The following is a 24092-nucleotide window of genomic DNA, read 5'->3' on the forward strand; positions in this document are numbered from 1 at the left end:
TTGAATGGCAAGATTTTAATGGAAAGCACTAACAAACTTAAACGTGGATTGAGCACCCGCCACATCCGCTTTATGGCGCTGGGCTCGGCTATCGGCACCGGTCTTTTTTATGGCTCGGCAGATGCCATCAAAATGGCCGGTCCAAGCGTTCTGCTGGCCTACATCATCGGCGGCGTGGCGGCCTATATCATCATGCGTGCGCTGGGGGAGATGTCGGTTCACAACCCCTCTGCCAGTTCCTTCTCCCGCTACGCACAAGAAAACTTAGGCCCGCTGGCCGGGTTTATCACCGGCTGGACCTACTGCTTCGAAATTCTGATTGTCGCCATTGCCGATGTGACGGCGTTTGGCATCTATATGGGGGTCTGGTTCCCCGCCGTGCCGCACTGGATCTGGGTACTGAGCGTGGTGCTGATCATCTGCGCCGTCAACCTGATGAGCGTGAAGGTGTTTGGCGAGCTGGAGTTCTGGTTCTCCTTCTTCAAGGTCGCGACCATTATCATCATGATCCTCGCTGGTTTCGGCATCATCATCTGGGGTATCGGCAACGGTGGGCAGCCAACCGGCATCCATAACCTGTGGAGCAACGGCGGCTTCTTCAGCAACGGCTGGCTCGGGATGGTCATGTCGCTTCAGATGGTCATGTTCGCCTATGGCGGTATTGAGATTATCGGCATCACCGCCGGGGAAGCGAAAGATCCGGAGAAGTCCATTCCGCGCGCCATCAACTCGGTGCCGATGCGTATCCTGGTGTTTTACGTGGGCACGTTGTTTGTGATTATGTCCATCTACCCGTGGAACCAGGTGGGCACCAACGGCAGCCCATTTGTCCTGACTTTCCAGCATATGGGCATTGCGTTTGCCGCCAGCATTCTCAACTTTGTGGTGCTGACTGCCTCGCTGTCGGCCATCAACAGTGACGTGTTCGGCGTGGGTCGTATGCTGCACGGCATGGCGGAGCAGGGCAGTGCGCCGAAGGTGTTTGCCAAAACGTCGCGTCGCGGCACCCCGTGGGTAACGGTGCTGGTCATGACCGTGGCGCTGCTGTTCTCGGTTTACCTGAATTACATCATGCCGGAGAACGTCTTCCTGGTGATTGCGTCACTGGCGACCTTTGCGACGGTGTGGGTGTGGATCATGATCCTGCTGTCGCAGATTGCGTTCCGTCGCCGCCTGTCGCCAGAAGAGGCCAAAGCGCTGAAGTTTAAAGTGCCGGGCGGCGTGCCAACGACCATTGTCGGTCTCATCTTCCTGGTCTTCATCATTGGCCTGATTGGTTATCACCCGGATACCCGTATTTCTCTGTACGTGGGCTTCGCGTGGATCGTCCTGCTGCTGGTGGGCTGGATGTTTAAATGTCGCCGCGATCGTCAGCTGGCGGAAGCACAGTAAGGTAAAAATGCCGGGTGGCGCTGCGCTTACCCGGCCTACACTCCCTTTTGCCCTGGAAAAAATCTCCTCCTCCGTTCTCCTCCCCCAATAATCCCGAACACGATGAGCTATCTTTAATCACCCTGTGGCAAGGTGACGTCAATTTCATCAAAGGGGATTCGTGATGTTAAACGCCTGGCACCTTCCGGTTGCCCCATTTGTTAAGCAAAACAAAGACAACCTTGTGATTACGCTCTGGCTGGCAGGGGACAATCAGCCTGAACGTGTGACCCTGCGCGCCGAAGTGGATAACGAAGAAACGTCGCTGAAAATGCACAAAGTGCGCAGCCAGCCGCAGCCGGGCGTCACGGCGTGGCGGGCAAATATCGATTTGCTCAGCGGGCAGCCGCGTCGCCGCTACGGCTTCAAGCTGCTGTGGAACAACCGGCAGCTGTGGTTTACCCCGCAGGGCTTCAGCCGTTTTCCTCCGGCCCGGCTGGAGCAGTTTGCCGTGGATCACCCGGATAACGGCCCGCAGTGGGTTAACGATCAGGTCTTTTACCAGATTTTCCCGGACCGCTTTGCGCGCAGCGAAAAGCGCACCGCCGATCAGGATAAGGTTTATTACCATCATGCGGTCGGTCACGACATCATTCTGAAAAAATGGGACGAGCCGCTGACCGCCCAGGCGGGGGGATCGACCTTTTACGGCGGAGATCTCGACGGTATCAGCGAAAAACTGCCGTACCTGAAAACGCTCGGCGTGACGGCGCTGTACCTGAACCCGGTGTTTAAAGCGCCAAGCGTGCACAAATACGATACGCAGGACTACCGCCACGTTGACGAGCAGTTTGGCGGTGACGAGGCGCTGCTGCGGCTGCGGCACAACACGCAAAAAGAGGGTATGCGCCTGATCCTTGATGGCGTGTTCAATCACAGCGGTGATTCTCACGCGTGGTTTGACCGTCATAATCAGTCGATGAGCGGCGCATGCCATAATCCGGACTCACCTCAGCGTGACTGGTACAGTTTTGATGAGAATGGCCGCGCCCTGGACTGGCTGGGCTACCCGAGCCTGCCGAAGCTCGATTTCCAGTCGCCATCGCTGGTGAATGAGATCTACGGCGGCGACGACAGCATCGTGCGCCACTGGCTGAAAGCGCCGTGGAACATGGACGGCTGGCGGCTGGACGTGGTGCATATGCTCGGTGAAGCGGGCGGCGCGCGGAATAACCTTCAGCATGTCGCCGCCATTACCCGGTCGGCAAAAGCGGCCCGATCGGAAGCATTCGTCTTCGGGGAGCACTTTGGCGACGCGCGTCAGTGGTTGCAGGCTGATGCAGAAGACGCGGCGATGAACTATCGCGGCTTCACCTTCCCGCTGTGGGGTTTCCTCGCTAACACCGATATCTCTTACGATCCGCAGCATATTGACGCCGAAACCTGCATGGCGTGGATGGAAAACTATCGCGCTGGCCTGTCGCATCAGCAGCAGCTGCGGATGTTTAACCAGCTCGACAGCCATGATACCGCGCGCTTTAGATCATTGCTGGGTAAAGATGTGGCGCGTCTGCCGCTGGCGGTGACCTGGCTCTTTACCTGGCCGGGCGTACCCTGCATCTACTATGGCGATGAAGTGGGGCTGGAGGGGAATAACGATCCGTTCTGCCGTAAAACCTTCCCGTGGGAGAGTGAAAAACAGGATCAGGATCTGTTCAGCCTGTACCAGCGTATGGCGACGCTGCGCAGGCAGAGTCAGGCCCTGCGCTACGGGGGCTGCCAGGTGATGTACGCCCACGATAACGTAGTGGTCTTTGTCCGCGTCTATAACCAGCAGCGCGTACTGGTGGCGATCAACCGGGGCGAGGCGTGTGAAGTGGTGCTGGAAGATTCACCGCTGCTGGCCGGTAAAACGTGGAAGAGCAAAGAGGGTAAAGCGACGTTCCAGGAGAGCGTGCTCACGCTGCCCGCGATCTCCGCTGCGGTCTGGTTCGGCAGCTAAGCGCAGGCAGAATAGTTTTCACCTTTTAAGATGGCGCAAATGCAACGATTTGTGTCAATCTTAGCGGATCGTTTACGGTGAAGGTGGAAACATGGACGAGCTTTACATCCTTGGCTGTTTGTTCCTGGTTTTTGCGCTGGTCGTGGCACCTGTGCTCGCGGTGATAGGCTTTAACCGAAGCACGGCGGCGCGGCAGGAGATCGCCCGGCTTCGCCAGCGCATTGAGGCGCTTGAGCAGCGCGGTGTCACTGAGAAAGCGCCGGAGCCGGTGGAGACGCCAGCGCCGGTGCCAGAAGCCGTTACCGCACCTGTCGATCCCTGGCGTCCCGAACCGCCCGTCACTGAAGCGGAACCTGCGCCTGTACCGGCGGCAAAACGGCCTTCCGCCTTTGGCGGCATCCTGTCCTCGCTGACGCGCTGGTTTATGCAGGGCAATCCGCTGGCAAAACTGGGGATTGTACTGCTCTTCCTCGGCCTCTCTTTCCTGCTGCGCTATACCGTTGAACATTCACTGTTTCCGCTTGAACTGCGTCTTGCCGCCACGGCGCTGTTTGCCATGGTTCTGCTGGCCGTTGGATGGCGGCTGCGGCACAGGCAGCGGATCTACGCGCTGATCCTCCAGGGCGGGGCGACCGGCGTGCTTTATCTGACCGTCTTTGGCGCATTCCGGCTGTGGCAAATGCTGCCGATGACGCTGGCGTTTGCGCTGCTGGTGGTGATTTGCGCGGCGAGCGTCGGGCTGGCCGTGCTGCAAAAGGCGCTGAGCCTTGCCATGCTGGCGAGCCTCGGCGGATACCTTGCGCCGCTGCTGTTGTCTACCGGAGGCGGCAGCGTTGTGGCGCTGTTCTCCTTCTATCTCCTGCTTTCCATCGGCATTCTCGCCATCAGCATCTGGCAGCACTGGCGCGAGCTCAACCTGCTCGGGCTGCTCTTCACGTTTGGCGTTGGCGGGGTATGGGGGCTGAGCGACTACCAGCCGGAAGACTATGCTATCTGTCAGCTGTTCCTGATTGCCAATACGCTTATTTTTGGCGTGTTTAGCGTGGCGCTGTCGCTGCGGGCGCAGGAAAAAGGCAAACAGATTATTGACGGCGCACTGCTGTTTGCTCCGCCGCTGATTGGTTTTGGGATGCAGTATGGCATGACGTCTCACTGGACGTACGGCCCGGCGCTCAGCGCGCTGGGCTATGGGGCGTTTTATCTCTCACTGGCGTTTCTCGCACTGCGACGCTATCCGTCTGTCGGGCGGCCACTGATTATGGCGGCGCTGGCGATCGGCGGCGGGTTTGCCACGCTTGCCATTCCGCTGGCGCTTTCAGCGCGCTGGACGGCGATGGCCTGGGCGCTGGAAGGGTTGGGAATTCTCTGGCTGGGCGTGCAACAGCAGCAGCGGCGCATGAGCTATAGCGGGACGGCGCTGCTGGTGCTGGCGCTCGGCAGCGCGATATGGGCGCAAATGGACGGCGTCACCTCGTTGAGCCTGCTGCTTATTTTCGCAGTGCTCAGTCTTTGCTGGCTGGCTGCGGCCTGGCTGTGGCAGAAAATCGCACAGCCGGGCAGTTGGGCATTGCTGGCCGGTGGGCTGCTGTTCTGGTTAGTGGCGCTGCTGGGCGCGTCGCAGCTGTTCCTGAAGCAGGAGTTATCGGTTCTGGAAGGCGTAATGGCGCTGACGGCGGCGTCGGCCTGGGGATGGCGGCAGGCTGCCGCTCGTCTGGCGTGGCGGGAGCTGGATGCCAGCAAATGGCTGCTGTGGCCGGTGATGCTGCTGATGGTGCTGTATCAGATCTGGCAACAGCAAATCCTGGCGGTCGGCTGGGCAAATCTGGCCTGGGCTATTGCGCTGCCTGCCGCCCTGATGCTGCTGCGGCGCGACGAAGATAAACTTCTGCCGCGCATCTCAATGGGGCTGCATCTGTCGCTGGTGTGGATGATTTTACTCGCCATAGCCGCCGAGCTTTACTGGTTTGCCCGCTCCCTGCCGTGGGGCATGGCGGCCTGGGGAAGCGGCATTGCGATGGCTGTTGGCGGTGGGGTGATTATGGCGCTCTCCGCGGCCGTACGGCGTCGCGGGTGGCCGTTCCGGGTATGGCCTGCGCTCTACGCCTGCCTTGCCGCGATCCCTGTGGTTGTGGCGCTGGTGGTATTGCTGGTCGTGACCAATTTGCAGGACGGTGTGGTCTATCAACAGACATGGCTGCCGCTGGTGAACCCGCTTGAGGAAGGGGCGGCGTTCGCGCTGCTGGGGCTGGTGGTGTTTTATCGGGAAGTGGATCGCTACTATCCGGCATCGCTTGCGCAGTCCCGTCCGTGGCCCGCCGTTGTGCTGATGGCCCTGGGTTTCTGGTGGCTTAACGGCGCATTGCTGCGCGCGCTGGCGTGGTACGGCGAGGTGGCCTGGAATTGGGAGTCGTTGTGGCATTCGCGGCTTATCCAGACCACTTTTGCCCTGTTCTGGATGTTCTGCGCGCTGGTGGTCATGATCCGCGCCACCCGTCACGCCTCCCGTCAGCAGTGGCTTGGCGGTGCGGCGCTACTGGGGGTGGTCATGCTCAAACTGATGCTGGTGGACAGCGCGGGCGGTGGCGGCCTGGCGCGCGCCGTCGCGTTTATTGGCGTGGCGATCCTGGTCCTGATTGTGGGCTATTTCTCGCCGCTACCGCCTAAAGCAGGAGAAGAAAAATGAAATGGATGAACGCGGTTGTTTGTGCGGCACTGCTGGCCGTGGCCGGTCCGGCATTCAGCGAGGGCGCGCCAGCGGAATCCCCGCGGGATTATGCCTATGGCCTGTCCCTTGATACCTCTGCCTCTTCGCCGTGGTATCGGGTCATGCTGCCGCTGGCGGTTTATCAGCAGAGCACATCGCCCGATCTGCGCGACGTGCGCGTGTTTAATCAGTCGGGCGAGCCGGTACCGTTCAGCCTGGTTACCACGACGCGTCCGCAGCCGGCACCGACCACCACGGCGCTGCGCCTCTTTGCGCTTAACGCCTCGCCGGGCGGAGAAGAGGACAGCGGCGATAAAATTATGCTACGGGCCAGAAACGGCGTGGAAATTGTGCTGGAAGGGCAACACGCGGCGGCTGCCGGACAGCACTATCTGCTGACCCTGCCGGAAAACGCGACGGAGGTTCCGCTCTCTCAGCTCCAGCTTTTCTGGGACACGCCGCAGGGCTCCTGGCAGGGGACGGCATCGGTCTATTACAGCGAGGATCTGAAAAACTGGTATACCCTGCGCGAAGAGATGCCCCTGCTGGACGTGATGAGTGGACAGGATCGCCTGAAGCTCGACCGCATTGATACCGATCTGGTGTTATCGCCTGAGGGGAATCGTTATCTGCTGCTGGTGCTGAACACGGGGCGTTCTGCCCTGACGTTAACCGGCGTCAACGCGATTAACGCGACTGAACAGCCGGAATCTGAGCACATTAGCCTGGCGGGAGAGGGGGAGCGGTTATCCGAAAGCGAAGCCGTGTGGCGCTGGAAACATCCGCAGCCTCTGAGTGCGATCGGCTTCATGCTGAATGGCGACGGTGTTCTCCCGGCAGAAATAGCCTGGCGGGAGGCGGATAAGGATCGGTGGCATACGCTGAAAAAAGAGGTGATCTACCAGCTCGGCGGCAAAACGTCTGAACCTGTTCCGCTCCCTGGCGGGCTGGTCGAGGCGGTAAAAATCAAGACCCTCAATGCGCGTTTGCCTGAGAACCTGCCTGGCGTGACCGGGCAACGCGTGCGCTACGATCTGGTGTTTAACGCGCAGGGGAAGGGGCCGTACCTGCTCGCGTGGGGGAACGGGGCTGCGAAACCGGCGAGCGTGGAGACGGATATGCTGATCCCGACCGAACTGCGTAAAACCTACGATCTGGCAGCCCTGCCGATGGCGGATACGCTGGAACCTGTCCCGCTGGGTGGCGAGGCGCGTTTAACCGCGACGTCTGCGGCTGAGCAGGAAAGCAGAATGAAAACGCTGATGGTCTGGGGCGTACTGATTGCGGGGGTGATGGTGCTTGCGGGTATGGCATGGCGCATCTGGCGCGAGGTAAAAAAAGACGGCGCAGCATAAGCCAAAAAAAACCCGCGTATTCGCGGGTTTTTTCGTAAACCGTGCCGATTACAGGCTGGATACGTTCTCAGACAGGTATTTAGCTACGCCGTCTGGGGAAGCCGCCATACCTTCTTTACCTTTTTCCCACTGAGCCGGGCACACTTCACCGTGCTCTTCGTGGAACTGGAGCGCGTCAACCATGCGCAGCATTTCGTCGATGTTACGACCCAGCGGCAGATCGTTCACAACCTGGTGACGAACGATGCCGTTCGCGTCGATCAGGAAAGAACCACGCAGTGCAACGCCAGCGTCCGGATGTTCGATACCGTAAGCCTGCTGGATTTCGCGTTTGATGTCCGCAACCATCGCGTATTTCACTGCACCGATGCCGCCGTTTTCGACAGGGGTGTTACGCCATGCGTTGTGTACAAATTCAGAGTCGAAGGAGACGCCAACCACTTCCACGCCACGCTTCTGGAATTCTTCGTAACGTTTGTCGAACGCGATCAGCTCAGACGGGCAAACGAAAGTGAAGTCCATTGGCCAGAAGAACAGAACGGTCGCTTTACCGTTGGTGTGCTGTTTGAAGTTGAAGTTTTCAACGATTTCACCATTGCCCAGAACGGCGGCAGCTGTAAAATCCGGAGCCGGACGAGTTACCAGAACCATATGATTCTCCTGTAGATACTAAGGTTATTTGGAACGCAACGCGGGCCAGTATAGAGGCAGTACGGGAATAAGACAAAGAGGTGGTAACAATCGTTCCACCAGCTTTTACCTATCAATCGAACCGACTTCACAGTTCTTTATTTTTCGCCTGCGTCATCATACGCGGGTAGAACTGCCAGAAGCGGGTTTCCAGCGCATCATAATGTTCATCCAGGTCATGCCATGAGTCGCGCAGCGCGTCCAGACGCGGTCGACGGCTCGCCATGCCGTTCAGGACGTTCTGAATGAAATCCATCTCGCGGTATCGCTCCAGCCAGCGTTCAGACCAGAGATAGTTATTCAGATTCACAAAGCGCGGCGGGGAGTCCGGCAAAATGATCGACACCTGCGCGTGGGCGTAGCGCACAAACTCAGGCAGCGACATATCAGGCGACAGCCGGGACCAGTGGCGCGACAGGAAATGATCCCACATGACGTCGAGCGTGATCGGCGCCACGCGTCGGGTTTCGGGGCGGAACCAGGCTTTGGCTTCCGTCACTTCCGGCAGGTTATCGGTCAGCACGTCGATGCGGCGGTGCATAAAAATCCCGTCGACAACCTCAGGGGAGTACGCTTCCGCGGGGTTGCCGCGTACAAAATCGGCCAGCAAATTGCCGGAGAGGGAGCTGTCCGCGAGATGAGCGAGATGCAGGTGAGCGAGAAAATTCATGCGTTTTCGTTGTCCGGTGGCGGCTAGTTGTTGCAGCAAAAGGGTGTGAGCACTAGACTATGCCGCCTGTTTTTAAGTCACGAGTATACGTCATGCGCGTCGCCGATTTCTCCTTTGAACTACCTGAATCCCTGATTGCTCACTACCCCATGCCTGAGCGTAGCAGCTGTCGCTTGCTGTCACTGGACGGGCCAACGGGCGCGCTGACGCACGGTACTTTCACCGATCTGCTCGACAAGCTCAACCCTGGCGATCTGCTGGTCTTTAACAATACCCGCGTGATCCCGGCGCGTCTGTTTGGCCGTAAAGCCAGCGGCGGTAAGATTGAGGTGCTGGTCGAACGTATGCTCGATGATAAACGTATTCTGGCACATATTCGCGCCTCTAAAGCGCCGAAGCCGGGCGCTGAACTGCTGCTGGGGGATGACGAGAGCATCAAAGCGACCATGACTGCGCGTCACGACGCGCTATTTGAAGTGGAATTCAACGACGAGCGCACGGTGCTCGATATCCTCAACGCCATCGGCCACATGCCGCTGCCGCCGTATATTGAGCGCCCGGACGAAGAGGCCGACCGCGAGCTGTATCAGACCGTCTACAGCCAGAAGCCTGGCGCGGTGGCGGCGCCAACGGCGGGCCTGCACTTTGATGAACCGCTGCTGGAAAAGCTGCGCGCCAAGGGCATTGAGATGGCCTTCGTGACGCTGCACGTCGGCGCGGGTACCTTCCAGCCGGTGCGCGTGGACAGCATCGAAGACCACATCATGCACTCTGAGTATGCCGAAGTGCCACAGGAGGTTGTGGATGCGGTGCTGGCGGCGAAAGCGCGCGGTAATCGCGTCGTGGCCGTCGGTACAACGTCGGTACGTTCCCTTGAGAGCGCTGCGCAGGCCGCGAAAAGCGAGCTGATTGAGCCGTTCTTTGGCGATACGCAGATCTTTATCTACCCGGGCTATCAGTACAAAGTCATTGATGCGCTGGTGACCAACTTCCATCTGCCTGAATCGACGTTGATTATGCTGGTTTCCGCGTTTGCGGGGTATCAGCATACGATGAACGCCTACAAGTCTGCGGTAGAACAAAAATATCGCTTTTTTAGCTACGGTGACGCGATGTTTATCACGTACAATCCGCAGGCTTTGAATGAGCGTGTCGGGGAATAAGTCCGCGGCACCGTATTACAACGTTGGACTGTTTTTCTGACGTCGGAGAAAAAATGAAATTTGAACTCGATACCACCGATGGCCGCGCGCGTCGCGGTCGTCTGGTGTTTGATCGCGGCGTGGTAGAAACCCCCGCGTTTATGCCTGTGGGCACGTACGGCACCGTAAAAGGAATGACGCCGGAAGAAGTTGAAGCCACTGGCGCACAGATTATCCTCGGCAACACCTTCCACCTGTGGCTGCGTCCGGGCCAGGAGATTATGAAGCTCCACGGCGACCTGCACGATTTCATGCAGTGGAAAGGCCCGATCCTCACCGACTCCGGCGGTTTCCAGGTCTTCAGCCTGGGCGATATCCGTAAGATCACTGAGCAGGGCGTACACTTCCGTAACCCGATCAACGGCGATCCAATCTTCCTCGATCCGGAAAAATCCATGGAGATTCAGTACGATCTCGGCTCCGATATCGTAATGATCTTCGACGAATGTACGCCATACCCGGCGGACTGGGACTACGCCAAACGCTCAATGGAGATGTCCCTGCGTTGGGCGAAGCGTAGCCGCGACCGTTTTGACGCCCTGCAAAACAAAAATGCGCTGTTCGGCATTATCCAGGGCAGCGTTTACGAAGATTTACGCGATATCTCGGTTAAAGGTCTGGTAGAGATAGGCTTTGATGGCTACGCTGTCGGCGGTTTGGCTGTGGGTGAGCCGAAGGAAGACATGCACCGCATTCTGGAGCATGTCTGCCCGCAAATCCCGGCGGATAAACCACGATACCTGATGGGTGTGGGTAAACCAGAAGATCTGGTGGAAGGCGTACGTCGCGGCATTGATATGTTCGACTGCGTTATGCCAACCCGAAACGCGCGTAACGGTCATTTGTTCGTTACCGATGGCGTGGTGAAAATCCGTAACGCGAAGCATAAGAGTGACACCAGCCCGCTCGATTCCGAGTGCGATTGCTATACCTGTCGCAATTATTCTCGCGCGTATCTGCATCATCTCGATCGTTGCAACGAGATTTTGGGGGCGCGTCTCAATACCATTCATAATCTTCGTTATTATCAGCGCTTAATGGCTGGTTTACGTAAGGCTATCGAAGAGGGTAAATTAGAGAGCTTCGTGACCGATTTCTACCAACGTCAGGGGCGGGATGTTCCACCGTTGAACGTTGATTAATTTTAATAATGAGGGAATTTGAATGAGCTTTTTTATTTCTGATGCGGTAGCAGCAACGGGTGCACCAGCGCAGGGCAGCCCGATGTCTCTGATTCTGATGCTGGTTGTGTTTGGTCTGATCTTCTACTTCATGATCCTGCGTCCACAGCAGAAGCGTACTAAAGAGCACAAAAACCTGATGAACTCCATCGCTAAGGGCGATGAAGTCCTGACCAATGGTGGTCTGGTGGGTCGCGTAACCAAAGTAGCGGAAAACGGCTACATTGCTATCGCCCTCAACGACACCACTGAAGTGGTTATCAAACGTGACTTCGTAGCTGCCGTTCTGCCGAAAGGCACCATGAAGGCGCTGTAATCCCAACTTTTCCCAAAGGGAACTGCCGTGTTAAACCGTTATCCTTTGTGGAAGTACATCATGCTGGTCGTCGTGATTATCGTCGGCCTGCTGTACGCGCTTCCCAACCTGTATGGTGAGGATCCGGCCGTTCAAATCACTGGCGCGCGCGGTGTCGCCGCCAGTGAGCAAACGCTGATCCAGGTCCAGAAAACGTTACAAGAAGAAAAAATTACCGCTAAGTCTGTGGCACTGGAAGAGGGCGCAATTCTTGCTCGCTTCGACACCACCGACACGCAGCTCCGCGCACGTGAAGCGCTGATGGGCGTGCTGGGTGATAAATATGTCGTGGCGCTTAACCTTGCTCCTGCAACCCCACGCTGGCTGGCTGCGCTGAACGCAGAGCCAATGAAACTGGGTCTTGACCTGCGTGGCGGCGTTCACTTCCTGATGGAAGTGGATATGGATACCGCGCTCGGCAAGCTACAGGAACAGAATATCGACAGCCTGCGCAGCGATCTGCGCGATAAGGGCATTCCGTACACCACCGTACGTAAAGAAGATAACTACGGCCTGAGCATCACGTTCCGCGACAGCGCGGCACGCGATCAGGCTGTGACGTATCTGTCTCAGCGTCACCGCGATCTGGTGATCACCTCTCAGGGCAGCAACCAGCTGCGTGCGGTAATGACCGACGCGCGTCTGAGTGAAGCACGTGAATACGCCGTTCAGCAGAACATTAACATTCTGCGTAACCGTGTAAACCAGCTGGGCGTGGCTGAGCCACTGGTACAGCGTCAGGGTGCTGACCGTATCGTGGTCGAACTGCCGGGTATCCAGGATACCGCCCGTGCGAAAGAGATTCTGGGCGCGACTGCGACCCTGGAGTTCCGTCTGGTTAACTCCAATGTCGACCAGGCTGCTGCGGCTTCAGGCCGTGTGCCGGGCGATTCTGAAGTGAAACAGACCCGCGAAGGCCAGCCGGTTGTGCTGTACAAACGCGTGATCCTGACCGGTGACCATATTACCGACTCCACTTCAAGCCAGGATGAGTACAACCAGCCGCAGGTTAACATCTCGCTGGATAGCGCAGGTGGCAACATCATGTCTAACTTCACCAAGGACAACATCGGCAAGCCGATGGCGACCCTGTTCGTGGAGTACAAAGACAGCGGTAAGAAAGACGCCAATGGCCGTGCCGTGCTGGTGAAAGAGGAAGAGGTGATTAACATCGCCAACATCCAGTCTCGTCTGGGTAACAGCTTCCGTATTACCGGTATCAGCAACCCGAACGAAGCGCGTCAGCTCTCTCTGCTGCTGCGTGCCGGTGCGCTGATTGCGCCAATTCAGATTGTTGAAGAACGTACCATCGGTCCAACCCTGGGTATGCAGAACATCAAACAGGGTCTGGAAGCGTGTCTGGCCGGTCTGGCGGTGTCCATCATCTTCATGATCTTCTTCTATAAGAAGTTCGGCCTGATTGCGACCTCCGCGCTGATTGCCAACCTGGTGCTGATCATCGGTATCATGTCCCTGCTGCCGGGGGCGACGCTGACCATGCCGGGGATTGCGGGTATCGTTCTAACCCTTGCGGTGGCGGTCGACGCCAACGTACTGATAAACGAACGTATCAAAGAAGAGCTGAGCAACGGTCGTTCTGTACAGCAGGCGATCGAAGAAGGCTACAAAGGGGCGTTCAGCTCCATCTTCGATGCGAACGTAACAACACTGATTAAGGTTCTTATCCTGTATGCAGTGGGTACTGGCGCGATCAAAGGCTTTGCGATTACTACCGGTATCGGTGTCGCAACGTCGATGTTTACCGCTATTGTCGGCACCCGTGCCATCGTGAACCTGCTGTACGGCGGCAAGCGCGTCAAAAAGCTGTCTATCTGAGGAGTGCGTTGTGGCACAGGAATATACTGTTGAACAATTGAACCACGGCCGTAAAGTCTGGGACTTTATGCGCTGGGACTACTGGGCCTTCGGCATTTCAGGTTTTCTGCTGATCTTGTCCATCGTCATTATGGGCGTGAAAGGCTTTAACTGGGGTCTGGATTTCACCGGTGGTACGGTGATTGAAATTACCCTGGAAAAACCGGTCGATATGGACCAGATGCGTGAGTCTCTGCAAAAAGCGGGCTTTGAAGAGCCGCTGCTACAGAACTTTGGCAGCAGCCGCGACATCATGGTGCGTATGCCGCCGGTACACGATGCCAACGGCAGCCAGGAGCTGGGCAGCAAGGTCGTCCAGGTTATTAACGAAACGACCAGCCAGGATGCAACGGTTAAGCGTATTGAGTTTGTCGGCCCGAGCGTTGGTGCTGACCTGGCGCAGACCGGTGCGATGGCGCTGCTGGTGGCGCTGATCTCGATCCTGATTTACGTCGGTTTCCGCTTTGAGTGGCGACTGGCGGCAGGCGTGGTTATCGCCCTGGCGCACGACGTGGTGATCACCATGGGCATACTGTCTCTGTTCCACATTGAGATTGACCTGACGATTGTGGCATCCCTGATGTCCGTTATCGGTTACTCACTGAACGACAGTATCGTGGTATCTGACCGTATTCGTGAAAACTTCCGTAAGATCCGTCGCGGCACGCCGTACGAAATCTTTAACGTGTCGTTGACCCAGACGTTGCACCGTACGTTGATCACCTCCGGCACCACCCTGATGGTGATCCTGATGCTGTTCCTGTTCGGTGGCCCAGTGCTGGAAGGCTTCTCGCTGACCATGCTGATCGGTGTGTCTATCGGTACGGCCTCGTCTATCTACGTCGCGTCCGCACTGGCGCTGAAGCTGGGCATGAAGCGCGAGCATCTGATCCAGCAGAAAGTCGAGAAAGAAGGGGCGGATCAGCCGTCCATTCTGCCGTAAGAGTCTTATGTAGTATCGAAATCCCGGCCTGTTGGCCGGGATTTTTTTTGTCTGCATCTCACAAACACTCCTGACAGTATGCTGTCAGGAGCCCTGTCGTAGACTCCTTCTGAACCCTAACAACAGGCAGGAGGACGTATGAAAAGTGTTATTAACTGGTTTGAAATTCCGGTCGCCGATATGGATCGCGCCATCAAATTTTATGAGTCGGTGATGCAGGTCGCGCTGCGGCGCGAGAAGATTGACGTGGCTGATCTGGCGATTTTCCCGCACGAGGATCCGGCCACCGGCGGCGCGCTGGCGAAATTTGACGGCGTTACACCGTCTTCGCAGGGCGCTATTATCTACCTGCATACTGACAATCTGGCGGCCACGCTCGATCGTATTGCTTCTGCGGGCGGTGAGTGCGTGTTTGGCCCGCTGGAACTGCCGCAAGGCATTGGCACTATAGCCCTGTTTACCGACAGCGAAGGTAATCGCGTCGGCCTCCATCAACCGGTATGAGAGTAAACCGATGACCCGACGCGCTGACCGTTTGTTCCAGATTGTGCAGATCCTTCGGGGCAGGCGTCTGACAACGGCAGCGCATCTGGCGGAAAGGCTTGGCGTGTCCGAGCGCACGGTGTACCGCGATATCCGCGACCTGTCGCTTTCCGGCGTGCCGGTGGAAGGCGAGGCGGGAAGCGGATATCGGCTGATGTCGGGTTTTGATTTACCCCCGCTGATGCTGACCAACAAAGAGTCCGAGGCGCTGATGGTGGCGATTCGCCTGCTCAAAACCTGGGGCGGGGAATCGCTGTCGCGCGAGCTGGAGTCGGCCCAGGAAAAAGTGCTGGCGATCCTGCCAGAAGAGAGCCGCCGCAAAGCTGAGCAGACGCGGATTTACGCGCCGGATATTGCCCTTCAGCCCCATTCCCGTAGTGGTTTCGACGTGATCCATCAGGCGATTTCCGCCCAGCGCGTGCTGGCGCTGCATTATCGTGATGAGGCCGGGCAGTTAACCTGGCGTGAGGTGCAGCCGCTTGGGCTGTTCTTCTGGGGGGAGCACTGGCTGTTGGCTGCGTGGTGCGAGCGACGCGATGACTACCGCTGTTTCCGGCTCGACCGATGCCTCAATATTGTGCAGACGGAGAGGCGGTTTAGCGAGAGTGCGGACAGGTCATTGGCAGATTTTTTGCGCAAGGTGAGGCAGTAAAAAGCCGGGGGGCGGCTACGCCTTACCCGGCCTACATTCGGATCGTAGGCCCGGTAAGCGTAGCGCCACCGGGCGGAATCCGCACTGATTAGAAGTTGTAACCCACGACCAGGTAACCACCCCAACCGGTAGAGCGAACGCTGAAGTCGCCGTTGCCAAAGTTCAGGCTGGCGTCGTCGTTCCACTGGCCACCGTTGTGCCAGTAACGCGCAACAACAGAGTAGTGCCAGTGATCGTAGTTCAGCGCCAGGATGTGGCTGGACGCGATGGAGTCGTTAGTGCGCGCTTTTCTGCCGTTCAGGTCGCGGAAATCGTTATCGCCCAGGTCTGAACCCCAGTCAAAGTTGGTGAAGCCGATATAGCTCAGGTTACCGCCCCACAGTTGGGTAATTGGCACGAAGTATTTCACTTTGAAACGGTAGCCGTCCCACTCGTTCTCGTTCGCGGCGCCGTAGTTCTGCCACTGGTATTTTGCGTAGACGTTCATGGACAGGCTCATCGGCAGGCCAGTCTCAATGTCTGTACCCAGACCCATGTACCAGGTGCTCTGGCGACCGGACTTGTTGCGACCCATGTCGTAGATGTAGTTGTTTGCGAAATACCACTCTTTGAACGGACCAAACGCCAGACTGGTACCGGTCAGTTTATCAATGGAGAAGCGGGGTTCGATCTCCATGAACAGTGGGGAACCGTGGTTCCAAATACCTTTCGCGTCGGTGTTACCGCCGAAGAATACCGGTGCGTCCATGTAGCCATAGAAATCAAACCAGTCTTTTTTAGCGAATGCTTCGTACTCGAGGTAGGTATCGTTACGGATCTGCGGTCCGAAACGGGTATGGTAGCTGCCTACAACGTTAACGCTCTGATGCCACCAGTCGGAGAGGTATTGTGGTTTGTCGTTTTCCGCTGCGTTAACAGTGAAAGAGGTGGAGAGTGCCAGAACTGCACCGGCTGCGAGTAATGTTTTTTTCATAATCATGCCACTGATTGAAATTCCCTTCCGGGAGTGAAAAATGCGCGAATTGCGTTTCTAAATATTTCGTATTTCTGCGGAGCCTATTATAGGAATCCTTGCTCACAAAAATATGTGTTGTTTCACATATCTCTCACATACGTAATCGATTGCGTTCACGTTTGCGTACTTTAGACGGGCGGGATTGTAGCGGCAATCATTTATGTTGCCAATCCATACGAAATGTAAATGTTAGCGGAGTGACATTTCACTCCGCTAGAAGGGCGGGTTATTGCGCGGCGGGTTGAATGTCGTGAATACGGATAAAGCCCAGCTGTTCTGGGGTCAGTCCGCTCAGCTGGAGCGGGATATCAACATCGCTCGGCGCCAGCGTGCTGGCGGGGGCGGTGAAGAGCTGATTCTTCACGTTCACTTCCTGATAGCTCTCCGTGGTGCCCTGAATCTGGCCCCACTCTACGGTGCCGCTGAACGCGGGAAGCGGATCGTTGGACTCACCCTGAATGCGTAATGTTGCGCGAGTACCATCGGCATTCGCTGCAACATTCACCACAGACATCTTTAGCGTGCCAATCTGGCTGTTCAGACGCGCGGGCGTGTTTGCACCTGGCAATAAATAAACGCCATTGCTGGATTTGGCATTGAGCGCGTTCTGCTGGGTGATCTTCACGGTTTCTTTGTTAAGTTTGTCCATCGCCACGTTAAGCGTATTCACGCTTTGTTTCATCTCACGGACTTCGCTTTGCTGTGCGCAGGCGCTGAGCGTGAACAGGCTCCCCACCAGCACTATTTTCAGGTAACGTCTTGTCATTGCGTTTAATTCCTTGAAATCACAGATTGCTGCAATGGTAGACAGGATAGTGCCGTCAGGCATAGATCCTTTGTCTCAAAAAGCTCTTCCTTTGTTGTCGGGCCAGTTCAGGGTAAAATAGAAATCAGTTAACCAGATAACAGGGACATCGTATGCATTGCCCATTTTGCTCCGCTGTGGATACCAAAGTCATCGACTCGCGTCTTGTAGGCGAAGGGTCTTCCGTGCGTCGTCGTCGGCAGTGTCTGGTGTGCAACGAGCGTTTTACCACCTTTGAGGTGGCAGAGCTGGTAATGCCGCGCGTGGTAAAAAGTAACGATGTGCGCGAACCGTTCAATGAAGAGAAACTGCGTAGCGGGATGCTCAAGGCGCTGGAAAAACGGCCCGTCAGCTCCGATGACGTCGAAATGGCGTTAAACCATATTAAATCTTATCTGCGGGGGTTAGGCGAGCGCGAAGTGCCGAGCAAAATGATCGGCAATCTGGTGATGGAACAGCTGAAGAAGCTCGATAAAGTCGCCTATATCCGCTTTGCCTCCGTTTACCGCAGCTTCGAAGACATTAAAGAGTTTGGCGAAGAGATCGCCCGCTTACAGGATTAAGCCCATGCACGATGAGATGTACATGGCGCGCGCCATGAAGCTGGCGCAGCGCGGTCGGTTTACCACTCACCCTAACCCCAATGTCGGGTGCGTCATTGTTAAAGATGGCGAGATCGTGGGGGAAGGTTTTCACTACCGCGCAGGCGAGCCGCATGCTGAAGTGCATGCCCTGCGCATGGCGGGTGAGAAAGCGCGTGGCGCGACGGCCTATGTGACGCTGGAGCCATGCAGCCATCACGGACGTACGCCGCCGTGCTGTGAGGCGCTGATTGCGGCGGGCGTCTCGCGCGTTGTTGCCGCCATGCAGGATCCTAATCCGCAGGTGGCGGGCCGCGGGCTGTATCGTCTGCAACAGGAAGGCATCGACGTCAGCCACGGCCTGATGATGCAGGATGCCGAAAACATCAACAAAGGCTTCCTGAAGCGTATGCGCACCGGCTTCCCGTTTATCCAGCTTAAGCTTGGCGCGTCACTGGATGGCCGCACGGCGATGGCGAACGGCGAGAGCCAGTGGATCACCTCGCCGCAGGCAAGGCGCGATGTGCAACGTCTGCGCGCGCAAAGCCATGCTATTCTCACCAGCAGTGAAACGGTACTGGCTGACGATCCGGCCATGACCGTGCGCTGGGAAGAGCTGAATGCGGATACGCAGGCGCTCTATCCGCAGGAGAACCTGCGTCAGCCGCTGCGCATTATTGTTGATAGCCAGAACCGCGTGACGCCGGAGCACCGCATCGTGCAGCAGCCGGGTGAAACCTGGATTGCCCGCACCAAAGAATATACGCGCGAGTGGCCGGAAGGCGTGCGCAGCATTATGGTGCCGGAACATAACGGGCATCTCGATCTCGTGGTGCTGATGATGTTGCTCGGCAAACAGCAGGTCAACAGCATCTGGGTTGAAGCCGGTCCGACGCTCGCCGGCGCACTGCTTCAGGCGGGGCTGGTGGATGAGCTTCTCGTCTACGTTGCGCCTAAACTGTTAGGTAATGACGCGCGCGGCCTGTTTGTGCTGCCCGGCCTTGAAAAACTGGCCGATGCGCCGCAACTCTCATTCAGCGAGATTCGTCCGGTAGGCCCGGATGTCTGCCTCCATTTAACGACAGCGTAATTGCTCCTGAAATAGGGAAGCAGTGCGCAAAGTATTATGATAAAATCCGCCCCCCTGCGGGGCCAAATGAACCCGTAAAGGAAGAGTATGAACATTATTGAAGCTGCTGTAGCTACCCCGGACGCTCGCGTCGCCATCACCATTGCGCGTTTCAACAACTTCATCAACGATAGCCTGCTGGAAGGTGCGGTTGACGCCCTGAAACGTATCGGCCAGGTTAAAGATGACAACATTACCGTCGTTTGGGTACCAGGTGCTTACGAACTGCCACTGGCAGCGGGCGCGCTGGCGAAAACCGGTAAATACGACGCGGTGATTGCGCTGGGTACCGTTATTCGTGGCGGCACTGCGCACTTCGAATACGTTGCGGGCGGTGCAAGCAACGGTCTGGCACACGTTGCACAGGATGCTGAAATCCCTGTCGCGTTCGGCGTGCTGACCACCGAAAGTATTGAACAAGCCATCGAACGTGCTGGCACTAAAGCCGGTAACAAAGGTGCAGAAGCTGCACTGACCGCGCTTGAAATGATCAATGTATTGAAAGCCATCAAGGCCTGATTTTTTTGTAAGGGGAATTCCGTGAAACCTGCTGCTCGTCGCCGCGCCCGTGAATGTGCCGTCCAGGCACTTTACTCCTGGCAGTTGTCCCAGAACGACATCGCTGATGTTGAATACCAGTTCCTGTCAGAACAGGACGTGAAAGACGTTGACGTTCTGTACTTCCGTGAACTGCTGTCGGGAGTGGCGACTAATAGCGCGTATCTCGATGGTCTGATGAAGCCATACCTGTCCCGTCTGCTCGAAGAGCTGGGCCAGGTCGAAAAAGCAGTGTTGCGTATCGCGCTGTTTGAGCTGTCTAAACGTGATGATGTGCCGTACAAAGTGGCCATCAACGAAGCGATCGAACTGGCGAAAACCTTCGGCGCTGAAGACAGCCACAAGTTTGTTAACGGCGTGCTGGATAAAGCCGCACCTGCGATCCGTCCCCACAAAAAGTGATCCGCAAACCGGAGTCTTGCATTGCCTTTTTGGCAGTGCGGCTCCGGTTTTTTTATTTAATTTGCTGAGGCATAACGTATGGCATGCGGCGAATTCTCCCTGATTGCCCGTTATTTCGACCGTGTCAGAACCTCTCGTCTTGATGTTGAAACCGGCATTGGCGATGACTGCGCACTTCTCAATATTCCCGAAAAACAGACGCTGGCAATCAGCACCGACACCTTAGTGTGTGGGCGTCATTTCTTGCCGGATATCGATCCTGCCGATCTGGCGTATAAAGCGCTGGCGGTGAACGTCAGCGATCTGGCGGCAATGGGCGCCGACCCGGCCTGGCTGACGCTGGCTCTGACCCTGCCGGAGGTGGATGAAGCCTGGCTTGAAGCCTTCAGCGATGCCCTGTTTGAACAGCTGAATTATTACGATATGCAGCTGATTGGCGGTGATACCACCGCCGGTCCGCTGTCCATGACCCTGGCAATCCACGGCTATGTGCCTGCCGGGCGCGCGCTGAAGCGCTCGGGTGCAAAACCAGGCGACTGGATCTACGTGACCGGTACGCCGGGCGACAGCGCCGCGGGGTTAGCTATCCTTCAGAACCGTTTAACGGTTGAAGAGGCTGACGATGCGGCGTATCTGGTGAAGCGCCATCTGCGGCCAACGCCGCGTATTCTGCACGGTCAGGCGCTGCGCGAGCGGGCCAGTTCGGCTATCGATTTGTCTGACGGGCTGATCTCCGATCTCGGCCATATCCTGAAGGCCAGCGGCGTGGGCGCACGCGTTGACCTGGATCTGTTCCCGCTGTCGGAGCAACTGCTTCGCCATGTCGAACCTGAACAGGCGCTGCGCTGGGCGTTATCCGGTGGAGAAGACTATGAGCTGTGCTTCACCGTGCCTGAGCTGAATCGCGGGACGCTGGATGTGGCGCTAGCGCATCTGGGGGCGAAATTTACCTGCATCGGGCAGGTGATGCCGGAAAGTGAAGGGTTGCTGTTTGTCCGCGACGGCGCCCCGGTTACGCTTGACTGGAAAGGGTACGATCACTTTGGGTGAGTGTTTTGCCGGGTGGCGGCTTCGCCTTACCCGGCCTACGATCGCACTTTATTTGTAGGCCGGGTAAGCGCAGCGCCACCCGGCAAGTGTTTATTTAAACCCTACCACCGGATGCTGCTGATACGGCGTCTCCAGCTCGGCAATCTGCTCCGGCGTCAACGATAAGTCCACCGCACTCAACAACTCATCCAGCTGTTCTTCCCGCGACGTGCCCACAATCGGCGCGGCGACACCGCGCTTGCTCAGCAGCCACGCCAGCGCCACCTGCGCGCGCGTTGCACCGATATCGTCGGCGATCCCGGCTAAGCGTTCGGCAATTAACGCATCGCTGGCTTCTGTATCGTCATACAGGTTTTTACCCACTTCATCCGATACCAGCCGGGCGGTAGTTTCCCCCCACGGACGGGTTAACCTTCCGCGCGCCAGCGGGCTCCACGGGATCACCGCCACGCCTTCCTGGTAGCAGAGCGGCAGCATCTCGCGCTCTTCTTCCCGGTAAATCAGGTTGTAGTGATCCTGCATGGTGACAAAGCGCGCCCAGCCGTGCTGCGCCTGGAGATCGAGCGCCTGGGCAAACTGTGAGGCATGCATGGACGATGCACCGATGTAGCGCGCTTTACCGGCTTTCACAACGTCGTTTAACGCTTCAAGCGTCTCTTCGATCGGAGTGTTGTAATCCCAGCGGTGGATTTGCAGCAGGTCGACGTAATCCATGTTCAGGCGTCTGAGGCTGTCATCAATGGAACGCAGGATCTGCGCGCGAGAAAGGCCTTCCGCCAGATCGCCTGACGGGTAGTACACCTTAGTGGCGACCACAACGTCATCACGACGGGCAAAATCTCGCAGGGCGCGGCCCACAATCTCTTCGCTGCTGCCGTCTGAGTAGCTGTTGGCGGTATCGAAGAAGTTGATGCCGCCGTCAATGGCGCGCTTGATGATAGGGCGGCTGCTCTCTTCCGGCAGCGTCCAGGCATGATTTCCCCGGTCAGGCTCGCCAAACGTCATGCATCCCAGGCAAAGCCGGGACACCTTAAGGTCCGTTTTTCCTAATGTCGTGTATTGCATGGTTCCGCTCCTGCTGTTTAAACAATACGTTTAAGCATAGCAGGAGCAGAAAAGGGGAGGGATCAGGCCAGCCAGGTGCGGATTTTAGCTTCGATACCGGCGGCGTCCAGACCAATGTCGGCGCGCGCCTCATCCTGGGTGCCTTGCGGGATGAAGTGGTCAGGGAGGCCGAGATTAAGCACCGGAACGGCTTTACGGTTCGCCATAAGCACTTCGTTCACGCCGCTACCCGCGCCACCCATGATGGCGTTCTCTTCCAGCGTGACCAGAACGTCATGGCTTTCCGCCATGCTCAGAATCAGAGATTCATCGAGCGGCTTCACGAAGCGCATATCGACCAGCGTCGCATTCAGGTTTTCAGCGACTTTTGCCGCTTCCGGCATCAACGTACCAAAGTTCAGGATCGCCACTTTTTCACCGCGGCGTTTCACCAGACCTTTACCGATGTCCAGTTTTTCCAGCGGCTGTAATTCAACGCCAAGGGCATTACCGCGCGGATAACGTACCGCGCAGGGGCCGTCCTGATAGTGGTAACCGGTATACAGCATCTGACGACACTCGTTTTCGTCGCTTGGCGTCATGATCACCATATCAGGGATGCAGCGCAGGAAGGAGAGATCAAACGCGCCCTGGTGCGTCTGGCCATCAGCCCCCACAATGCCCGCGCGATCGATAGCAAACAGCACCGGCAGCTTCTGAATGGCAACGTCATGGATAACCTGATCGTAGGCGCGTTGCAGGAAGGTAGAGTAGATCGCTACCACCGGCTTGTAGCCGCCAATCGCCAGGCCCGCAGCAAAGGTTACCGCGTGCTGCTCGGCGATAGCCACGTCGAAATACTGGTCCGGGTATTTTTTTGAAAACTCCACCATGCCGGAGCCTTCACGCATGGCAGGCGTCACCGCCATCAGCATGTTGTCTTTCGCCGCCGTTTCGCACAGCCAGTCGCCAAAGATTTTTGAGTAGCTCGGCATCCCGCCGCTGCTTTTCGGCAGGCAGCCGCTGGTATGGTCGAACTTAGGCACCGCGTGGAAGGTGATCGGATCTTTTTCCGCCGGTTCGTAACCACGCCCTTTTTTGGTCATGATATGCAGGAACTGCGGGCCTTTCAGGTCGCGCATGTTTTTAAGCGTCGTCACCAGGCCCAGCACATCGTGGCCGTCCACTGGGCCAATATAGTTAAAGCCCAGCTCTTCGAACAGCGTACCCGGCACGACCATGCCTTTGATGTGTTCTTCGGTACGCTTAAGCAGCTCTTTAATCGGCGGTACGCCGGAGAAGACTTTTTTACCGCCTTCACGCAGTGAGGAGTAAAGCTTGCCGGACAGCAGCTGCGCCAGATGGTTATTCAGCGCGCCGACGTTCTCGGAGATCGACATTTCGTTATCGTTGAGGATCACCAGCATGTCCGGTTTGATATCGCCCGCGTGGTTCATGGCCTCAAAGGCCATCCCGGCGGTGATCGCCCCGTCGCCAATCACGCAGACGGTGCGGCGTTGTTTATTCTCTTTTTCGGCGGCAACGGCAATACCAATGCCCGCAGAAATGGAGGTGGAAGAGTGACCGACGCTTAACACATCATATTCACTCTCGCCGCGCCACGGGAACGGATGCAGGCCCCCTTTCTGGCGAATGGTGCCAATTTTATCGCGACGTCCGGTCAGAATTTTGTGCGGATAGGCCTGGTGGCCTACATCCCAGATCAGCTGATCGAACGGCGTGTTATAGACGTAATGCAACGCCACGGTCAGCTCAACCGTGCCAAGTCCGGAGGCGAAGTGGCCGCTGGAGCGGCTAACGCTGTCGAGCAGGTAGCGACGCAGCTCGTCACACAGCTTCGGCAGACTCTCTTTCGGCAACAGACGTAACTCCTGAGTGGAGTCAACTAACGCCAGTGTCGGGTATTTGGCAATATCAAAACTCATCAAAGGCTCATCGAGATTT

At 57.1% G+C, this 24092-nt stretch carries 22 protein-coding genes; 16 read left to right on the forward strand and 6 right to left on the reverse strand.

Annotated features, from left to right (window positions below; all coding sequences use genetic code 11):
* Positions 1-18: 18 nt before the first annotated feature.
* From proY to L379_RS17835, 4 genes are all read left to right on the forward strand, one after another.
* Positions 19-1392 carry a proline-specific permease ProY gene (gene proY, locus L379_RS17850; protein WP_017383160.1) on the forward strand — a complete coding sequence of 458 codons (1374 nt, stop codon included), beginning with the start codon at positions 19-21 and terminating at the stop codon, positions 1390-1392.
* Between the two features lie 163 nt (positions 1393-1555).
* The gene (gene malZ, locus L379_RS17845; protein WP_032652690.1) at positions 1556-3373 is read left to right on the forward strand and encodes a maltodextrin glucosidase; all 1818 of its coding nucleotides are present in this window, start codon (positions 1556-1558) and stop codon (positions 3371-3373) included.
* Positions 3374-3464: 91 nt separating this feature from the next.
* Positions 3465-6056, forward strand: coding sequence for a DUF2339 domain-containing protein (locus tag L379_RS17840; protein ID WP_032652691.1), 2592 nt, complete (start codon positions 3465-3467; stop codon positions 6054-6056).
* On the forward strand, positions 6053-7432 hold the full coding sequence (locus L379_RS17835) for a DUF3999 domain-containing protein (protein ID WP_032652693.1): 1380 nt from the start codon (positions 6053-6055) through the stop codon (positions 7430-7432). The genes L379_RS17840 and L379_RS17835 overlap by 4 nt, the downstream gene beginning before the upstream one ends.
* Positions 7433-7480: 48 nt before the next feature.
* Here L379_RS17835 and L379_RS17830 read toward each other — a convergent pair whose 3' ends face one another.
* Together L379_RS17830 and acpH are read right to left on the reverse strand one after the other, a co-directional pair.
* Positions 7481-8083 carry a peroxiredoxin C gene (locus L379_RS17830; protein WP_003859113.1) on the reverse strand — a complete coding sequence of 201 codons (603 nt, stop codon included), beginning with the start codon at positions 8081-8083 and terminating at the stop codon, positions 7481-7483.
* A 127-nt stretch (positions 8084-8210) separates the two neighbouring features.
* A complete protein-coding gene (acpH, locus tag L379_RS17825) occupies positions 8211-8792 on the reverse strand; it encodes an ACP phosphodiesterase (protein ID WP_015571305.1) in 582 nt (193 codons plus the stop codon).
* Positions 8793-8884: 92 nt separating this feature from the next.
* On the opposite strand from acpH, the gene queA reads away from it, so the two are divergent.
* The 7 genes from queA (at position 8885) to L379_RS17790 (ending at position 15543) form a co-directional block, all read left to right on the forward strand.
* Entirely contained in the window at positions 8885-9955 is a 1071-nt protein-coding gene (gene queA, locus L379_RS17820; protein ID WP_015571304.1) for a tRNA preQ1(34) S-adenosylmethionine ribosyltransferase-isomerase QueA, read from the forward strand.
* 53 nt (positions 9956-10008) lie between these two features.
* On the forward strand, positions 10009-11136 hold the full coding sequence (gene tgt / locus L379_RS17815; protein ID WP_015571303.1) for a tRNA guanosine(34) transglycosylase Tgt: 1128 nt from the start codon (positions 10009-10011) through the stop codon (positions 11134-11136).
* A gap of 22 nt (positions 11137-11158) precedes the next feature.
* A complete protein-coding gene (gene yajC, locus L379_RS17810; RefSeq protein ID WP_003859109.1) occupies positions 11159-11491 on the forward strand; it encodes a preprotein translocase subunit YajC in 333 nt (110 codons plus the stop codon).
* 27 nt (positions 11492-11518) lie between these two features.
* Positions 11519-13366 carry a protein translocase subunit SecD gene (gene secD, locus L379_RS17805; RefSeq protein WP_017383164.1) on the forward strand — a complete coding sequence of 616 codons (1848 nt, stop codon included), beginning with the start codon at positions 11519-11521 and terminating at the stop codon, positions 13364-13366.
* A 10-nt stretch (positions 13367-13376) separates the two neighbouring features.
* A complete protein-coding gene (gene secF / locus L379_RS17800; RefSeq protein ID WP_003859105.1) occupies positions 13377-14348 on the forward strand; it encodes a protein translocase subunit SecF in 972 nt (323 codons plus the stop codon).
* Positions 14349-14486: 138 nt separating this feature from the next.
* Positions 14487-14852 (forward strand): VOC family protein, encoded by a 366-nt coding sequence (locus L379_RS17795; protein WP_032652695.1) that lies wholly within the window; start codon positions 14487-14489, stop codon positions 14850-14852.
* Between the two features lie 10 nt (positions 14853-14862).
* Positions 14863-15543: a helix-turn-helix transcriptional regulator gene (locus L379_RS17790; protein ID WP_017383166.1), complete on the forward strand. Its 681-nt coding sequence runs from the start codon at positions 14863-14865 to the stop codon at positions 15541-15543.
* A gap of 88 nt (positions 15544-15631) precedes the next feature.
* On the opposite strand, the gene L379_RS17785 is transcribed toward L379_RS17790, so the two are convergent.
* Together L379_RS17785 and L379_RS17780 are read right to left on the reverse strand one after the other, a co-directional pair.
* Positions 15632-16516: a nucleoside-specific channel-forming protein Tsx gene (locus L379_RS17785; RefSeq protein ID WP_026080602.1), complete on the reverse strand. Its 885-nt coding sequence runs from the start codon at positions 16514-16516 to the stop codon at positions 15632-15634.
* 268 nt (positions 16517-16784) lie between these two features.
* Positions 16785-17324, reverse strand: coding sequence for a SadB/YajI family lipoprotein (locus L379_RS17780; protein WP_032649957.1), 540 nt, complete (start codon positions 17322-17324; stop codon positions 16785-16787).
* Between the two features lie 152 nt (positions 17325-17476).
* On the opposite strand from L379_RS17780, the gene nrdR reads away from it, so the two are divergent.
* The 5 genes from nrdR (at position 17477) to thiL (ending at position 21083) form a co-directional block, all read left to right on the forward strand.
* On the forward strand, positions 17477-17926 hold the full coding sequence (gene nrdR / locus L379_RS17775) for a transcriptional regulator NrdR (protein WP_003859099.1): 450 nt from the start codon (positions 17477-17479) through the stop codon (positions 17924-17926).
* Positions 17927-17930: 4 nt separating this feature from the next.
* Positions 17931-19034, forward strand: coding sequence for a bifunctional diaminohydroxyphosphoribosylaminopyrimidine deaminase/5-amino-6-(5-phosphoribosylamino)uracil reductase RibD (gene ribD / locus L379_RS17770; protein ID WP_032652697.1), 1104 nt, complete (start codon positions 17931-17933; stop codon positions 19032-19034).
* 87 nt (positions 19035-19121) lie between these two features.
* On the forward strand, positions 19122-19592 hold the full coding sequence (gene ribE / locus L379_RS17765; protein WP_003859098.1) for a 6,7-dimethyl-8-ribityllumazine synthase: 471 nt from the start codon (positions 19122-19124) through the stop codon (positions 19590-19592).
* A gap of 21 nt (positions 19593-19613) precedes the next feature.
* The gene (gene nusB, locus L379_RS17760) at positions 19614-20033 is read left to right on the forward strand and encodes a transcription antitermination factor NusB (protein ID WP_006809908.1); all 420 of its coding nucleotides are present in this window, start codon (positions 19614-19616) and stop codon (positions 20031-20033) included.
* Between the two features lie 78 nt (positions 20034-20111).
* The gene (gene thiL / locus L379_RS17755; protein WP_017383170.1) at positions 20112-21083 is read left to right on the forward strand and encodes a thiamine-phosphate kinase; all 972 of its coding nucleotides are present in this window, start codon (positions 20112-20114) and stop codon (positions 21081-21083) included.
* 90 nt (positions 21084-21173) lie between these two features.
* Here the strand turns inward: thiL and L379_RS17750 are convergent, their stop codons facing one another.
* Positions 21174-22148 (reverse strand): aldo/keto reductase, encoded by a 975-nt coding sequence (locus L379_RS17750; protein ID WP_017383171.1) that lies wholly within the window; start codon positions 22146-22148, stop codon positions 21174-21176.
* A 62-nt stretch (positions 22149-22210) separates the two neighbouring features.
* Entirely contained in the window at positions 22211-24073 is a 1863-nt protein-coding gene (dxs, locus tag L379_RS17745; RefSeq protein WP_015571294.1) for a 1-deoxy-D-xylulose-5-phosphate synthase, read from the reverse strand.
* Positions 24074-24092 lie beyond the last annotated feature (19 nt).

It is taken from the genome of Enterobacter sp. MGH 33 (assembly GCF_000534535.1).
In the GTDB taxonomy this organism is placed as follows: Bacteria; Pseudomonadota; Gammaproteobacteria; order Enterobacterales; family Enterobacteriaceae; genus Enterobacter; species Enterobacter hormaechei_C.